This is a genomic window from Neorhizobium sp. 05N33, from assembly GCF_056397445.1.
In genome coordinates, this window is sequence record NZ_JBFTNK010000005.1 from 146,976 (window position 1) to 162,612 (window position 15,637).

Genomic DNA, 15,637 nt, shown 5'->3' on the forward strand with positions numbered 1-15,637 from the left:
TATCCCTGTTTAGTTTTCCCGGCTGGCGATGAAGCGCGCCGTCTCCTGCAGAACGGACGCCTTTTCGCCGTAGGGCGCAAGCAGTTCCACGGCCTCGGCCGTCAAAGCATCCAGCCGGTCCTCCGCCCAGGTTATGCCATGCAGGGCCACGAGTGTGCCCTTGCCGCGGCCGGCGTCCTTGCCGGTTGCCTTGCCCATGGTTTCGGCATCCGAAGTCAGGTCGAGCAGATCGTCGGCGAGCTGGAAGGCAAGACCGATCTTCTGGCCGAAGAGCCGCAGCCGCTGGCGATGTTCCGGCTCAGAGCCGGCGATGATCGCGCCCGCCTCGCAGGCAAACCGCAGCAGCGCACCTGTTTTCATCGCCTGCAATGTGGTGATCCCGATCTCGTCGGGCGGCGATTTTTCCGCGGCGAGATCGAGCGCCTGGCCGCCCGCCATACCCCCCGGTCCGGCGGCGCGGGCAAGCGACAGGACGAGTTCCGTTTTCAGCCGGTCGGCCAGCATGGTTTCCGGCGCGGCGATGATGTCGAAGGCATAGGTCAGCAGGCTGTCGCCGGCAAGGATGGCGGTCGCTTCGTCGAAAGCCTTGTGGACGGTCGGCTGGCCACGGCGCAGGTCGTCGTCGTCCATGGCGGGCAGGTCGTCGTGGATCAGTGAATAACAATGCAGGCACTCGAGCGCAACGCCGACCCGAAGTGCCACATCGGCCGGGCCACCAAGCAGGGCCGCACTCTCGCGGACGAGAAAGGGCCTCAGCCGTTTCCCGCCGTTCAGCGATCCGTGCCGCATGGCGGCCATCAGATGCGCCGGGCGGGTCGTCTCGTCGGAAAGAGGGGTATCGGACAGGAGAGACGAAAGCAGTGCTCCCGTCTCGGCGGCGCTCTGCCGCAGGCGTATTTCGAATGCCGTTTTCGCGTCCGTCATGGCCGCTGTTTGGCATGCCGATGGTTGGCTGGCAACGGCGATTCACCCAGACATGCGAAGTTTTCGGCGCCGGACTCGCCTTGGCCACGTTGAGCGGTTATGAAACTCAAAACGAGGGACGAGTGGGATATTGGACTTCACACCCGAACAGCAGGTGCAGGAGGAGGAGCCCGTGAGGGCCGGCTGGAGACGGCGCCCGGTTTCGGGCAATCTGATCCGCCGGATCGTGCTGATCGCGATCGCGCTGGTGGTGTTGCCCTATCTGTTGATCTTCGTCTACGCGCTTCCGTTCACCCGCCCCGTTTCGACACTGATGTTATCGGAACTGGCGCTGTTTCATGGATACGACCGGCGCTGGGTGAGCCTCGACCAGATCTCGCCCAATCTCGTCCGTTCGGTGATGATGTCCGAAGACGGCCAGTTCTGTTTTCATGGTGGCGTGGATTGGAACCAGATGCGCGGCGTGGTCGAGGATGCGCTCGACGGCGAGGCGACACGGGGCGCCAGCACCATTCCGATGCAGACCGCCAAGAACCTGTTCCTCTGGAACGGCCGCTCGTTCATCCGCAAGGGGCTGGAGCTGCCGCTGGCGCTCGGCGCAGACCTCGTCTGGTCGAAACGCCGGATGATGGAGATTTATTTGAACATCGCCGAATGGGGGCCGGGCATCTATGGTGCGGAAGCGGCGGCGCAATATCATTTCAAGGTGCCGGCCTCGAAACTGAGCGCCCGGCAGGCGGCACTTCTGGCCGTAGCACTTCCCAATCCGATCACGCGGGTCGCCAGCAAACCGAGCCGCGGCGTTCAGCAACTGGCCGTGCTCGTCGAGCGCCGGGCGCGGGGATCCGGCGATTACATCAAATGCATTTATGATTGAGGTCTATCGATTTCATTGGTCGTCTCCTGGCAAGGCCATTATGAGGCTCATAAACCAACCGGAGAGTGGCCCATGGAAAAGCTTACCCTTTATATCGGCAACAAGAATTATTCCTCTTGGTCCTTCCGCCCCTGGATTGCGCTGACGGCGGCCGGCATTCCCTTCGAGGAAGTGCTGATCCCCTTCGATTTTCCGGCCGGCAATCCGAAATTCAAGACGATCTCGCCGACCGGCAAGGTGCCGGTGCTGCACCAGGGCGATATCCGCGTTTGGGAATCGCTTTCGATCATTGAATACGCCGCTGAGCTTTTTCCGGACAAGGGCATCTGGCCGAAGGCTGCCGCCGACCGCGCGGTGGCGCGTTCCGTCTCGACGGAGATGATTTCCGGCTTCGGCGCGCTGCGCAACGCCTGTCCGATGAACATGCGCCGTCCGAAGGCGAGGCTCGCTGTCGCCGACGGCGTGATGGACGATGTCGCTCGCATCGAGACGATCTGGCGCGAGCTCCGGGCAAAATCCGGCGGCCCCTTCCTGTTCGGTGTATTCTCCGGAGCGGATGCGATGTTCGCGCCGGTCGTCAGCCGTTTCGACGTCTACGATCTCACGACGGATCCGGAAACGCTCGCTTATATCGCGGCAATGAAATCGCATCCGGCTTGGCTCAAGTGGCAGGACGCAGCCCTTGCCGAAACCTGGATCGTGCCGGAAGACGAAGTTTGAGCGGGAATTCCGAAAAAATAGGCTTGGGGACTGGTCAAAGCCCTGGGGGGCATGTATAAGCCGCCCAAATTTCCGAGATCGAGACATGTCCAATCGGCCTCAGTTCCGGCCGGGGATTATGTTTTGCACGCAAGTGGAGTAACGAAAATGGCTGTACCGAAGAGAAAAACGAGCCCGTCGAAGCGCGGTATGCGCCGCTCCGCAGACGCACTCAAGGCTCCGACCTATATCGAAGACAAGAACTCCGGCGAACTGCGCCGTCCGCACCATGTCGATCTGAAGACCGGCATGTATCGCGGTCGTCAGGTTCTGACGCCGAAGGAAAGCGCATAAGCGTTCCTGACTTCTATTGCATCAAAGGTCGGCTCTGCCGGCCTTTTTTGTTGCGCGAAGACTTGGTTTGCTGCGCTGAAGACTTGCGAAAGCAAGGCAAGCACGTACAGTCCGGCCATATCGAATGGAGTCCGAGACCATGCTTGCCGCATTGCCGCTGATGATCATCCCGTTCATTCTCTACAATCTCGCCATGCTCGGCATTCTGGGCGGCGGCGGGGTTGGGTCGCTCGGCACCGTCATCAGCTCGCTTCAGATGCTGTCGGGTGCCGTCTGGACCATGACGCTCGGCGACGTGATCATCGTCGTCTCGCTGGTCTTCCTGTTCGTGGAAATCCTGAAAGCCAGCCGCAATGGCCGCGGCTCGCTGATCAACCACATGCTGTCGATGCTGGTTTTCATCGCCTATCTGGTCGAATTTCTGCTGGTGCGGGATGCCGCGACGCAGATTTTCTTCATCCTGATGACGATCACCTTCGTCGACGTCATCGGCGGCTTTGCGGTAGCAATCCGTTCGGCCGGCCGCGACGTGTCGATCGGGCTCTGACGGCCCATCCAGATTTTAAAGATTGTCGAGGCGGCTCTGCAGGTTGCGGAGCTGTTCCTTCAACTCGTCGATGTCCTTGGCGTCGGTCTTCTTGGCGGCAGGTGCCTGGGGCTGGCCCGCAAACGGCGAGAACATCTGCATGGCCTGACGGAACATGTCCGTGTTGCGGCGCACTTGTTCTTCCATCATCTGGATCGGCATCTGCAGGTTCTTGCTGAGCGGCGTATCGCCGAAGGCGCGGGTCATCTGTTCGCGCATCTGAACCTGCTGGTCCGTAAAAGCCTTCATCGAGTGTTCGAGAAAGGTTGGCACCACCATCTGCATCTGGTCGCCGTAGTAGGAAATCAGCTGTCTCAGGAACGAAATCGGCAGCAGCGTGTTGCCGGTCTTGGATTCCTGCTCGAAAATGATCTGCGTCAGAACCGAATGGGTGATGTCATCGCCGCTCTTGGCGTCCTGAACGGTGAATTCCTCGCCCTTCTTCACCATCTTCGCCAGGTCTTCCAGCGTCACGTAAGTGCTGGTGCCCGTGTTGTAGAGGCGCCTGTTGGCATATTTCTTGATTATGATTTCGCCTTCGGTCTTCGCCATGATTGCCTCCTGCTCCCGTCAATATGGTTTGGTCACTATCGATTGGCATGCTTCTCCCAACAGGAATGTAAGCCTAAATGACGAGGACTTACAAACGATTTGTGCGGCGCGGTGATTGCTTTGTTGCGCAGCAAACCCGTGAAATCTAACGGGCATTTTCGAAACGCCCGATGGGTTGGCAGCGGCGTTCGGCTGCCGTTTGACTCTCGGCTCAAGCTTTGCCAGTCTCGCAGACAAATAACGGATAAGAGGAAACGTCCATGACCAATCCATCTATCGTGATCGCAGCCGCAGGCCGTACCGCGGTTGGCTCCTTCAACGGCGGCTTTGCCAATGTGCCGGCCCATGAGCTGGGTGCGGCGGCGATCAAGGGTGCGCTCGCGCGCGCCGGCGTCGAGGCGGCGGAAGTGGACGAGGTCATCCTCGGCCAGGTCCTGCCGGCGGGCGAGGGCCAAAACCCGGCCCGACAGGCGGCCATGAAGGCCGGCGTGCCGAAGGAAGCCACCGCCTGGGGCGTTAACCAGCTCTGCGGCTCGGGCCTGCGCGCCGTCGCACTCGGCATGCAGCAGATCGCGCTTGGCGACGCCAAGATCATCGTTGCCGGCGGCCAGGAATCGATGTCCATGGCGCCGCATTGCGCGCACCTTCGCGGCGGCGTGAAGATGGGCGACTTCAAGATGATCGACACGATGGTCAAGGACGGCCTGACCGACGCGTTCTACGGCTACCACATGGGCATCACCGCGGAAAACATCGCCCGCCAGTGGCAGCTCTCCCGCGAAGAGCAGGACCAGTTCGCCGTCTCCTCCCAGAACAAGGCGGAAGCTGCGCAGAATGCCGGCCGCTTCAAGGACGAGATCATCCCCTACATCATCCAGACACGGAAGGGTGACGTGACCGTCGAGAACGACGAATACATCCGTGCCGGCGCGACGCTCGATTCGATGGCCAAGCTGCGTCCCGCCTTTGACAAGGAAGGCACCGTGACCGCCGGCAATGCGTCCGGCCTCAACGACGGCGCGGCGGCTGCCGTGCTGATGACGGAAGCCGAAGCCGCCCGCCGCGGCATCACGCCGATGGTTCGCATCGTTTCCTGGGCGACCGCCGGCGTCGATCCGCAGATCATGGGCACCGGCCCGATCCCGGCTTCCCGCAAGGCGCTCGAAAAGGCAGGCTGGAAGGTCGGCGATCTCGATCTCATCGAGGCCAATGAAGCCTTTGCTGCGCAATCCTGCGCCGTCGTCAAGGATCTGGGTTTCGATTCGTCGATCGTCAACGTCAATGGCGGCGCAATCGCGATCGGCCATCCGATCGGCGCGTCGGGTGCCCGCATCCTCAACACGCTCCTCTTCGAGATGAAGCGCCGCGGCGCCAAGAAGGGTCTTGCTACTCTGTGCATCGGCGGCGGCATGGGCGTCGCCATGTGCCTTGAGGCCATGTGATATTTTAGAAGATTGTGGATAATCCCGCCGGCGTTGCAAAACTTCGTGGCGGGACTATCTCCCCGATGAAAGCATGTCAAAATAGGTAAGTATCCGGTCACACAGAAGGATCGGATCACAACGCAAAAGGGGACGGCCGCATGAGCAGGGTTGCATTGGTTTCGGGAGGAACGCGTGGGATCGGGGCAGCCATCTCCGTCGCGTTGAAGGCGGCAGGTTATCGTGTCGCGGCAAATTTTGCGGGCAATGAGGAAAAGGCGAAAGCCTTCCACGACGAGACCGGGATTCCGGTGTTCAAGTGGGATGTCTCCAGCTATCAGGCCTGCGTCGATGGCATCGCAAAAGTGGAGGCCGAACTCGGCCCGATTGAGGTGCTCGTCAACAATGCCGGCATTACGCGTGACGGCATGTTCCACAAGATGACGCCTGAACAGTGGAACGAGGTGATCGGGACCAACCTGACCGGCCTGTTCAACATGACCCATCCCGTCTGGAATGGCATGCGCGACCGCGGGTTCGGCCGGGTCGTCAACATTTCGTCCATCAACGGCCAGAAGGGCCAGATGGGCCAGGTGAACTATTCGGCGGCCAAGGCCGGCGATCTCGGCTTTACCAAGGCACTGGCGCAGGAAGGTGCTGCAAAGAACATCACCGTCAATGCCATCTGCCCCGGCTATATCGCCACCGAAATGGTGCGGGCGGTGCCGGAAAAGGTGCTGAACGAGCGGATCATTCCGCTGATCCCGGTCGGGCGCCTCGGCGAACCGGAAGAGATTGCCCGCTGCGTCGTCTTCCTTGCCTCCGATGATGCCGGTTTCATCACTGGCTCGACGCTGACGGCGAATGGCGGCCAATTCTTCGCCAGCTGATTTGCGGCATTAACTTTTGAGCGGGTTTCGGCGCATAATGCTGCGCCGAAATGGCTTATCCATATGGTTAACGAGTTGTTTTTCCACGAGATGTTGCGGTGAACAAAGCGGGAAACAGGCGATGTCGCCGATTCGTCGGCGATTCGTTCCGCCTTTGGCCAAAGGTTAACGCCGACAGTCTCCTGGAGGCAAAACAAAACCGGCGCCGATTGTTCGGGCGCCGGTCCTGAGGGACTGGATTATAGTCCGCGATTAGCGGCAACGGGCCTCATAGCGGCGGCCGTAACGGTCGCGATAGATGCAGTATCCGCGGCGCTCCGAGGAGTGACCGATTGCAGCGCCGACAAGACCGCCGGCGACTGCGCCGACTGCTGCGCCACCCCAGCTGTTCGACACTGCGCCACCAATGACGGCACCGGTGCCGGCACCGATCGCCGTGCCGCGTTCAGTCGCGGTGCAGGAGGCGAGCGTGCCGATCATGCAGCCCGCAATCAAGATCTTCTTCATCATGTTAGTTTTCCCTTCCCTTGGTACACACGGCTACGCCGCTTTTAAATCCTGCCCATCAGCAGCAGGATAATGATGATAAGGACTACAAGGCCCAATCCGCCCGACGGACCATAGCCCCAGCCCCGGCTATATCCCCAATTCGGCAAGGCGCCAATGAGCAGCAGAATGAGGATAACGAGCAATACGGTTCCGAGCATGATCTTCTACTCCGCTAGACAATCCGAGATGGATTTGGCGAGGAAACGTAGCGCCGCGATTTTTGTTCCATGGCTTGCAAACGTGTGCTCTCACATGTGGTTAAAGTGCGTTAGCCAATGTTAATGGCACCTGAACGATTCGCTTTTGAGGTTTCTACCACGACGATTTTCTTGCGGGTCTCTCGCGGTGACACCTACCATATCTTGTGAGAACAAATGGCGAAGACATGGATGTCTGTGATTCGTCGGTGATTCGTTCCGCCTTTGGCCTGAATCTTAATTCCGTGCTCGAAGGAGCGTGGGACGGCCTGAATCGATTGATAAAACGTTAACCATATCAATGGATTGACTCTTCCGATTCTTCGTGAAAGCGCAGCTTCGGGATGAATCCTTCGGTTGCATGCACCCAATCCTGATGCAGATTCAGGATGTCGTGGGGAAGGCGAGAGTCGCATCAACATATAGCGGTGAACAAAAGCTGAATCTTCTTGAGTCTGCGATTCGTCTCCGATTCGTTCGCGTCTGTTCCTTTGCATTTAAAATTCGAATCGCCGAGCCTCGATTTGCCGCCTTCAGCGATCGTCCTTCGGCCGCAAAAGCCATTCTTGAGGCTTGCGTTTGCCCGCCGAGATCGCCATGTGTTGCGTGGCTTTGAGTTTTGGGTGAAGACGCCAAACTCCGAGCCTTATGTGATGCATGGAACCAGGCTTTGAATTTCCAGCCCATGATCCTCAGCGGGCGCGGCGTCACCGCCGTCCTCGGACCCACCAATACCGGCAAGACCCATTATGCCATTGAGCGAATGGTGGCGCATGGTACCGGCGTGATCGGCTTGCCGCTCCGGCTGCTGGCGCGCGAGGTCTACACGCGTCTTGTCGAAAAGGTTGGCCTCTCCCAGGTGGCGCTGGTCACCGGCGAGGAAAAGATCACTCCGCCGAATGCACGCTTCTCCGTCTGCACCGTCGAGGCCATGCCGCGCGAGACGAAAGCCTCTTTCGTGGCGATCGACGAAGTGCAGCTCGCCGGCGATCTCGAGCGCGGCCATATCTTCACCGACCGAATCCTGCACCTGCGCGGGCGCGATGAAACGCTGCTCCTGGGGGCTGCGACCATGCGGCCGATCCTCGAGAGGCTTCTGCCGGGAATAACCATCGTCGAGCGGCCGCGCCTCTCGCAGCTCTTTTATGCGGGCCAGAAAAAGATCACCCGCCTGCCGCAGCGTTCTGCGATCGTGGCGTTTTCGGCCGACGAGGTTTATGCGATCGCCGAGCTCATTCGCCGTCAGCGCGGCGGCGCGGCGGTGGTGCTCGGGGCACTCAGCCCCCGCACCCGCAATGCGCAGGTCGGCCTCTACCAGTCCGGCGACGTCGAATATCTCGTCGCGACGGATGCGATCGGCATGGGTCTCAACCTCGATGTCGATCACGTGGCGTTCGCCCAGGATCGCAAATTCGACGGTTACCAGTTCCGCAGCCTCAATCCGGCCGAGCTTGCGCAGATCGCCGGACGCGCCGGGCGGCATGTGCGGGATGGGACATTCGGCGTGACCGGCCAGGTCGCGCCTTTCGAAGACGAGTTGGTCGAGCGAATCGAAAGCCACCACTTCGATCCGGTCAAAGTGCTGCAGTGGCGGTCGAAAAACCTCGATTTTTCGTCGCTCAAAGCCCTGCGGGAAAGCCTGGATGCTGCGCCGACCCTTCTGGGCTTGACGCGGGCGCTTCCTGCGACCGACAGCCAAGCCTTTGATTATCTTTCGCGTTATCCCGAAATCAAGGACATAGCGACCACCCCGCAGCGGGTCGAAAAACTCTGGGAGGCCTGTGCCCTGCCAGACTACCGACGAATTGCGCCGGCGCAGCACGCCGACCTTATTTCGACTCTTTTTTCCGATCTTGTGCGCTTCGGGACGGTGAACGAAGAATTCATGGCGGAACAGGTCCGCCGCGCCGACCGCACCGATGGTGAAATCGACACATTGTCGGCCCGCATAGCGCAGATCCGGACCTGGACCTACGTCTCTAATCGCCCTGGTTGGCTTGCCGATCCGACACACTGGCAAGAAAAGACACGGGAAATAGAGGATAGGTTATCGGACGCGCTACATGAAAGGTTGACGAAACGCTTTGTTGATCGCAGGACATCTGTGCTCATGAAGCGCCTGAGAGAGAATGCGATGCTGGAAGCTGAAATCAGTGTGAATGGCGATGTCTTTGTAGAGGGACATCACGTCGGGCAATTGGCCGGTTTCCGGTTCACGCCCGTTTCGGGAACCGAGGGGCCCGACGCCAAGGCGGTGCAAGGTGCCGCCCAGAAAGCGCTGGCGCTCGAATTCGAGGCGCGGGCGGCAAGGCTTTATGCATCGGGCAATAACGACCTGGCGGTCGGATCCGATGGTTTCGTGCGCTGGCTCGGCGAGCCTATCGCCCGTCTTGCGGCGAGCGACCATGTCATGCGTCCGCGCGTCATCCTGCTTGCCGACGAGCAGCTGACCGGTCATGCCCGCGAACATGTGCTCGCCCGTCTCGAGCGTTTCGTCAATCATCACATCGCGACGGTTTTGAAGCCGCTCGACGATCTGTCGCGTGCTGAAGACCTTCAGGGCCTCGCCAAGGGGCTCGCCTTCCAGCTCGTCGAAAACCTCGGCGTGCTGTTCAGGCGCGACGTGGCCGACGACGTGAAGTCGCTCGATCAGGATGCGCGCGCTTCGATGCGTCGCTACGGCATCCGTTTCGGCGCCTATCACGTGTTCATGCCCCTGCTTCTGAAGCCGGCACCGGCCGAGCTCATCACGCTGCTCTGGGCGCTGGGGAACGACGGTCTCGACAAGCCCGGCTATGGCGATCTCATTCCGGCTCTGGCCGCGGGGCGCACGTCGGTCGTCGCCGATCCGACATTCGAGAGGATGTTCTACAAACTCGCGGGTTTCCGTTTCCTCGGCAAGCGCGCCGTGCGTATCGACATTCTGGAGCGCCTTGCCGATCTCATCCGTCCGCTCCTGCAGTGGAAACCTGGCTCGACGCCGCGTCCGGAAGGCGCGTATGACGGGCGCCGCTTCACGGCCACGACCGCCATGCTCTCCATTCTCGGCGCTACGCCGGACGATATGGAAGAAATCCTCAAGGGTCTCGGGTATCGGGCCGACGCCGTGAAGGCGGAAGAGGCACAGGCATTTCTCGCAGGCCACGATGCAAGTTCCGTGAACGCCGCGGCTGCTCCGGCTTCGGCAGGAGATGCACCGGAAGTCTCCGAAACAGATGACGCCGATGCGAGTGACGCTCCGGTCGAGACTGCAACGGAAGCCGCTCCGGCCGAAAATGCGACGGAAACAGCTCCCATCGAGGCCGTGGCCGAGGCTGCGCCGGCTGAGACGGCTACCGCAGAACCGGTTGCTTCGGAAGAAGCTCCCGCGGAGCAGGCTCCGGCTGGCGACGTGACCGACGAGGCAAAGTCTGCCGAGGCTGGAGAGCCGAAGCCGGTCCTGTTGTGGCGCCCGGGCGGCGGCCGTGAAAACAACCAGCGTGGCGGACGTCCGCAACACGGCGATCGTCGTGGTCACGGCGGCCAACGCAATAACGCCCCTGGCGAGGCGGGTCAGCCGGCCCAGGGTCGTCGTGATGACCGTCGCGACAACGGCGGCGAGCGGCGTGAGGCACGTCCGAACGGCGAACGCAGCGGGGGTGACCGCAGGGACGGCAGCAAGCCGAACCGCGACAACAATCGCCGGCCGGACAACAATAACAACAGCAGCAATAACAATAACCGCGGGGGCGATCGCCCGAACCGTGGGGAGCGCCACGAAGGCGGTCCTCGCCCGGACCGCAACGACCGCGGCAAAGGGCCGCAGCCGGCTCGCTTCGAGGCAAAGCCGCCACGCAAGGAAAAGCCGCTCGATCCGGATTCGCCCTTTGCAAAGCTTGCAGCTCTCAAGGAGCAGATGAAGAAGTAAGGCCCATGACGGAAAAACAGCCACAATCCGGTTCGCGCCAGCGCATCGACAAGTGGCTGTTTTTTGCCCGCATGGCAAAGTCCCGGTCGATTGCCCAGGATCTCATCCGCTCCAACCACGTGCGGGTGAACGGCGATCTGGTGTCCCAGCCGAGCTCCCAGGTGAAGCCGGGTGACCGCATCGATCTCAAGCTTGAGCGTCGCGATCTCGTGCTGGTGGTGAAGACCGGCGGGGAGAGGCGAGGGCCTTTCGAGGAGGCTCGGCTGCTCTATGAAGATCTCAGTCCTCCTCCCGAAGAGACCAAAAGGCTGACGCTGTTCGAACAGGCGCAGCGCGCGCAGGGAAGCGGGCGACCGACCAAGAAGGAGCGCCGGGAGACCGATCGGCTGTTTCCGGGGATCGACGCGGACCTAGATTAGAAAAAACGACCCGCTACGTTTGGGTTTTCAGCACGGATATCCTTGCTAAGCAAAGCCAAAGGCTTTACCTGACTGTCGAAAAGCCGGATCGCCTACCTCCTGTCATTTTCGCAGTTGGGTTTTCGCCTCTCCCGGCTTTCCGGTGTGCCGGCGCTCCTCATCCGTCGACGTGCCGCTGATCCGCGATGGTTCCTGGAGTGCCGCATGACGTATGTCGTGACCGACAATTGTATCCGCTGCAAATATACCGACTGCGTCGAGGTCTGCCCGGTCGACTGTTTTTATGAAGGTGAAAACTTCCTCGTCATCCATCCCGACGAGTGCATCGACTGCGGCGTCTGCGAACCGGAATGTCCTGCCGAGGCGATCAAGCCGGATACGGAACCGGGTCTCGACAAATGGCTCAAGATCAATACGGAATTCGCTCAGATGTGGCCCAACATCACGGTCAAGCGCGACGCGCTGCCCGAGGCCAAAGAGATGGATGGGGTCGCCAACAAATACGAGCAGTATTTCTCAGCCGAACCCGGCAAGGGCGATTGAGATTTGCCGTGACGGCATGGCTCGGAGCCGTTTCGAATCGCTTTGCCTTTTTGTTGGGCAGAGCGTGGATAAAGCGCTCTGTGCACGTGCAAAAGCAAATTATTGATTTCCGCACTTTTTTGTGGTAGACAACAAGAACTGTTCCACAAGGCGGCACGTGTGTGCCCAAAAAACATCACGAAAGCAACAGACCACCCAAAGCGCGGTTTCCGTGACATTGCAACGCTTGAATGTTGTCGGTCGCAGTTCGCGAAGGGGTGTTTTTTCGCTCGCGTTGGTCGGACCAGTATGGAGTGACCCGACGGTTTCCCCCGTCTCATCCGGGCCTGACAGACCCGGTTCCCCCGACCCGACAACGGGTGAGTAACAGGGAGTTTGTGAAACGAATGACGACTCAGCAGAAAAAGACTTCTCCCGCACGCCAGGGCTTCAAGACTGGTGAATCGATTGTATACCCCGCTCATGGCGTAGGCACTATCTCTGCGATTGAAGAGCAGGAAGTTGCCGGCATGAAGCTCGAGCTTTTCGTAATCGATTTCGAAAAGGACAAGATGCGCCTCAAGGTGCCGGTCGCAAAGGCCGTCAGCATCGGCATGCGCAAGCTGTCCGAAACGGATTTTGTCGAACGCGCTCTCAAGGTTGTTCAAGGCAAGGCCCGCGTGAAGCGCACCATGTGGTCGCGCCGCGCCCAGGAATATGATGCAAAGATCAATTCCGGCGATCTGATTTCGATCGCGGAAGTGGTTCGCGACCTCTATCGCGCCGAAAACCAGCCGGAACAATCCTATTCCGAGCGCCAGCTTTACGAAGCTGCCCTCGACCGCATGGCTCGTGAAATCGCTGCCGTGAACAAGATGTCCGAAACTGAAGCCGTCCGCCTTATCGAGGTCAATCTCGCCAAGGGCCCCAAGCGCGGCAAGAACGTCGAGGAAGATGAGGCGCAGGAAGAAGCGGCCTGATCATCCCACCATAATTCTCTCAAAAACCCGGCCTTCGAGCCGGGTTTTTTATTGGAACTTTTTGCCTGCCTCCGCGTTAACCCGCCGGAACGGCGAACTGATGTGCGTCGGTTTGCGTTCGGACAGCTAAGTGCGGGGCGGAAGATCGGTCTATCGAGCCGATGTGAATCCCCGGCAGAACTCAAGACGAGGGGAGCAAAGGCGGCAGGAATATCACCCATCATCGTTCGGGCTTGTCGCGTGCACGGTGTTTTCGGTTTGTGCCTCGCTGTCTTTGTCGGATCAGACCGTTCACGGAGAACACCATGACAGCCATGTCCGCAGACCGCACGATGATCAAGATAGCAATGTCCGCTCCATATCTCGCCCGGGAGGAGGAGCGCGATCTGGCGGTCCGCTGGAAGGACGATCAGGACCAGGATGCCCGAAACCAGATTGCCCTTGCGCATATGCGTCTGGTTATCGCCATGGCTTCGAAGTTTCGTGGCTTCGGTTTGCCGATGAGCGACCTCGTACAGGAAGGCTATGTAGGGCTGCTCGAAGCGGCGGCAAGGTTTGAACCGGCTCGCGATGTGCGTTTTTCCACTTATGCCAGCTGGTGGATCCGCGCTTCGATGCAGGATTATATTCTTCGGAACTGGTCGATCGTGCGGGGCGGCACCAGTTCGGCGCAGAAAGCGCTGTTCTTCAATCTCCGCCGGCTGCGCGCCAAGCTCGCCCGCGGCGATTCCAATCTCACTGCCCGTGCCATTCACGAAGAGATCGCAGTGGCGCTCGGCGTCAGCGTCGCCGATGTCCAGACCATGGATGCCCGGCTTTCCGGCAATGATTCTTCGCTGCAGGCGCCGTCGATCGCCGGCGATGCGGATAGCGGCGAACGGCTCGACATGCTTGCCAGCGCCGAGCCGCTGCCGGACGAACAGGTCTCCGGGATGATCGACGGCGAGCGCCGCCTGAAATGGCTGCAGGGCGCGCTCACCAAGCTCAACGACAGGGAGAAGAAGATTATCCGCGCTCGGCGTCTGACCGACGATGGCGCGACGCTCGAAGCGTTAGGGGCGGAGCTCGGTATCTCCAAGGAACGCGTGCGGCAGATCGAAAGCCGGGCGATCGAAAAGCTCAAGTCGGCGCTGGTTTCAGCCAATCCGCAGATGGCTGCGGCCGCCTGCTAAGGCGACCTCTCACCCTCATTCCGCGATGATCTTGAACTTCTGGCCGGGCGAGATCGTCGCGCCGACCGGCAATGCATTAATCAGCTTGAAAAGATCGAGCTTGCGATCCGTACCCATCATGCGGGCCGAAAGCGAAGCGACGGTATCGTCCTTGGTCGCTGTGACGATCCGTATCCTCAGCGGCTTCAATGCTGCTATTTCCTGAGGTGTCATTTTGCGGAAGGTCGAGCGCAACGTTTCGGCGGCCGTCGCGAGTGCCGGGCTTCCTTTCGGTACTGCCGTCAGGAAACGGAAAATCTGAGTGTCGACGCGGATGACGGTCACGTCGAAATCCCAGCGTTCGGCGGAAGCCCGCGCGGTCGCCGCGGGCATGCCATTCACCTGGATCTCGCGCACCGTTTCCGGCTGCAGGCCGGCGACCCAGCCGCTCGTCAGATAATTCGACAGGTTATCGTTATCGCCGGCGGCGACGCCGTCGAAACGGATCGCCGTCTCGCCAGGGCCGGTCGCGAGGACTGCTTCCACCTTGTTGTCGATACGGAAATCCGGCGGCACGTCGAAACGGATGCCAAGGTTACCGTGCATAAAAGTCTGGCCGCGGACATAACCTTCCTGCGGGCTGTCGCCGTAAAGCAGGCCATCGATGCCGGCGATGTAATAATCGCGGCCCTTGTCGCCGACGGTGCCTTCCTGACCGAAATTACGGGCATGGCGGCGGGCAAGATCGACACGCTGGGCGGAGTTCGGGTGGCTCGACAGGAAGTCGAGGCTCTGGTCGTTGTCCGGGTCGACCGCAGAATAGCGGGCATAGGCCGCCATCGAATCCAGGAAACGTGCCGCGGCATAGGGGTCGTAACCGGCTTCGCCGAGCATCCGCACGCCGATCACATCGGCCTGCAGTTCCTGCTGGCGCGAGAAGGCGGCGAGCCTGAGCTTGCCGCGGGCAAGCGCCTGTTTCCCGGCAAGATCGCTGGAGAGGACTTCGGCGACGACGCGGCTCGCAATCACTTCCGCCTCTTCGCGGCGCTGGCGTTCGATGCCGTGGTTTGCAGTGACGTGGCCCATCTCATGGGAAAGCACGGCCGCGACTTCCGATGCATCATTGGCAAGCGCCAGAAGGCCGCGCGTCACGTAGAGATAACCGCCCGGCAGCGCGAAAGCGTTGATCGCCGGCGAATTCAGGATGGTGATGCGGAAGGACTGGTTGGGGTTTTCCGAAACTGCCGTCAGCGCGCCGGCAATGCGGGCGACCAGCCGCTCGGTCTTGGCGTCGCGATATTCGCCGCCGTAGCTTGCGACGATACGCGGATGCTCGCGCGCCCCCATCTGAGCCCGCGGATCGTTCTTCTGTACCTCGTCGACGATCTGTGGCGAGTCGGAGGGAGAGACATTCGGAGTATAGGCCTGATCGAAGAGCGACTGGCAGCCGGAAAGGACCGCACCGCTGAACAGCAGGGCGCCCACGGTCCGCCAACCGGGCAGCGCACGGACAATCGTCCAGACAGCCGGGATCGCCGTGTCGCGCCTCATCGTCCTCGTCTTCCGCACCATCATTCCCAAGGTCCGCCATCCAGCTTGGCTGAGGTCC

Annotated in this window: 16 protein-coding genes; 11 read left to right on the forward strand and 5 right to left on the reverse strand. The window is 60.6% G+C overall.

Annotated elements, in window-relative coordinates; all coding sequences use genetic code 11:
- Nucleotides 1-9 precede the first annotated feature (9 nt).
- A complete protein-coding gene (locus AC1DLT_RS15500; RefSeq protein WP_477487333.1) occupies nt 10-924 on the reverse strand; it encodes a polyprenyl synthetase family protein in 915 nt (304 codons plus the stop codon).
- A 211-nt stretch (nt 925-1,135) separates the two neighbouring features.
- Here AC1DLT_RS15500 and mtgA point away from each other — a divergent pair, with 211 nt between their 5' ends.
- From mtgA to AC1DLT_RS15520, 4 genes are all read left to right on the forward strand, one after another.
- Nucleotides 1,136-1,801 (forward strand): monofunctional biosynthetic peptidoglycan transglycosylase, encoded by a 666-nt coding sequence (mtgA, locus tag AC1DLT_RS15505; RefSeq protein ID WP_477487449.1) that lies wholly within the window; start codon nt 1,136-1,138, stop codon nt 1,799-1,801.
- 72 nt (nt 1,802-1,873) lie between these two features.
- Complete coding sequence (locus AC1DLT_RS15510; protein ID WP_247138912.1) at nt 1,874-2,521, forward strand: glutathione S-transferase family protein; 648 nt, start codon at nt 1,874-1,876, stop codon at nt 2,519-2,521.
- A 147-nt stretch (nt 2,522-2,668) separates the two neighbouring features.
- Complete coding sequence (rpmF, locus tag AC1DLT_RS15515; protein WP_038546808.1) at nt 2,669-2,854, forward strand: 50S ribosomal protein L32; 186 nt, start codon at nt 2,669-2,671, stop codon at nt 2,852-2,854.
- 139 nt (nt 2,855-2,993) lie between these two features.
- Entirely contained in the window at nt 2,994-3,401 is a 408-nt protein-coding gene (locus AC1DLT_RS15520; RefSeq protein WP_477487334.1) for a hypothetical protein, read from the forward strand.
- Between the two features lie 15 nt (nt 3,402-3,416).
- Here the strand turns inward: AC1DLT_RS15520 and phaR are convergent, their stop codons facing one another.
- On the reverse strand, nt 3,417-3,992 hold the full coding sequence (phaR, locus tag AC1DLT_RS15525) for a polyhydroxyalkanoate synthesis repressor PhaR (RefSeq protein WP_038546804.1): 576 nt from the start codon (nt 3,990-3,992) through the stop codon (nt 3,417-3,419).
- A gap of 260 nt (nt 3,993-4,252) precedes the next feature.
- Between phaR and AC1DLT_RS15530 the strand changes: the two genes are divergently transcribed.
- Nucleotides 4,253-5,434: an acetyl-CoA C-acetyltransferase gene (locus AC1DLT_RS15530; RefSeq protein ID WP_038546802.1), complete on the forward strand. Its 1,182-nt coding sequence runs from the start codon at nt 4,253-4,255 to the stop codon at nt 5,432-5,434.
- Nucleotides 5,435-5,574: 140 nt separating this feature from the next.
- Entirely contained in the window at nt 5,575-6,303 is a 729-nt protein-coding gene (phbB, locus tag AC1DLT_RS15535) for an acetoacetyl-CoA reductase (protein ID WP_477487335.1), read from the forward strand.
- Between the two features lie 252 nt (nt 6,304-6,555).
- Here the strand turns inward: phbB and AC1DLT_RS15540 are convergent, their stop codons facing one another.
- Nucleotides 6,556-6,813 (reverse strand): YMGG-like glycine zipper-containing protein, encoded by a 258-nt coding sequence (locus tag AC1DLT_RS15540; RefSeq protein WP_038546799.1) that lies wholly within the window; start codon nt 6,811-6,813, stop codon nt 6,556-6,558.
- A 41-nt stretch (nt 6,814-6,854) separates the two neighbouring features.
- Complete coding sequence (locus AC1DLT_RS15545) at nt 6,855-7,010, reverse strand: DUF3309 family protein (protein WP_007775119.1); 156 nt, start codon at nt 7,008-7,010, stop codon at nt 6,855-6,857.
- A gap of 724 nt (nt 7,011-7,734) precedes the next feature.
- Between AC1DLT_RS15545 and AC1DLT_RS15550 the strand changes: the two genes are divergently transcribed.
- From AC1DLT_RS15550 to AC1DLT_RS15570, 5 genes are all read left to right on the forward strand, one after another.
- The gene (locus AC1DLT_RS15550) at nt 7,735-10,956 is read left to right on the forward strand and encodes a helicase-related protein (protein WP_477487450.1); all 3,222 of its coding nucleotides are present in this window, start codon (nt 7,735-7,737) and stop codon (nt 10,954-10,956) included.
- A gap of 5 nt (nt 10,957-10,961) precedes the next feature.
- The gene (locus AC1DLT_RS15555) at nt 10,962-11,375 is read left to right on the forward strand and encodes an RNA-binding S4 domain-containing protein (protein WP_038546793.1); all 414 of its coding nucleotides are present in this window, start codon (nt 10,962-10,964) and stop codon (nt 11,373-11,375) included.
- A 204-nt stretch (nt 11,376-11,579) separates the two neighbouring features.
- Nucleotides 11,580-11,918, forward strand: coding sequence for a ferredoxin FdxA (gene fdxA / locus AC1DLT_RS15560; RefSeq protein ID WP_038549803.1), 339 nt, complete (start codon nt 11,580-11,582; stop codon nt 11,916-11,918).
- A 386-nt stretch (nt 11,919-12,304) separates the two neighbouring features.
- Nucleotides 12,305-12,877 carry a CarD family transcriptional regulator gene (locus AC1DLT_RS15565; protein ID WP_038546790.1) on the forward strand — a complete coding sequence of 191 codons (573 nt, stop codon included), beginning with the start codon at nt 12,305-12,307 and terminating at the stop codon, nt 12,875-12,877.
- Nucleotides 12,878-13,182: 305 nt separating this feature from the next.
- Complete coding sequence (locus AC1DLT_RS15570; RefSeq protein ID WP_007771992.1) at nt 13,183-14,049, forward strand: RNA polymerase factor sigma-32; 867 nt, start codon at nt 13,183-13,185, stop codon at nt 14,047-14,049.
- A 15-nt stretch (nt 14,050-14,064) separates the two neighbouring features.
- Here the strand turns inward: AC1DLT_RS15570 and AC1DLT_RS15575 are convergent, their stop codons facing one another.
- The gene (locus tag AC1DLT_RS15575; RefSeq protein ID WP_080719295.1) at nt 14,065-15,579 is read right to left on the reverse strand and encodes a M48 family metalloprotease; all 1,515 of its coding nucleotides are present in this window, start codon (nt 15,577-15,579) and stop codon (nt 14,065-14,067) included.
- Nucleotides 15,580-15,637: the final 58 nt, after the last annotated feature.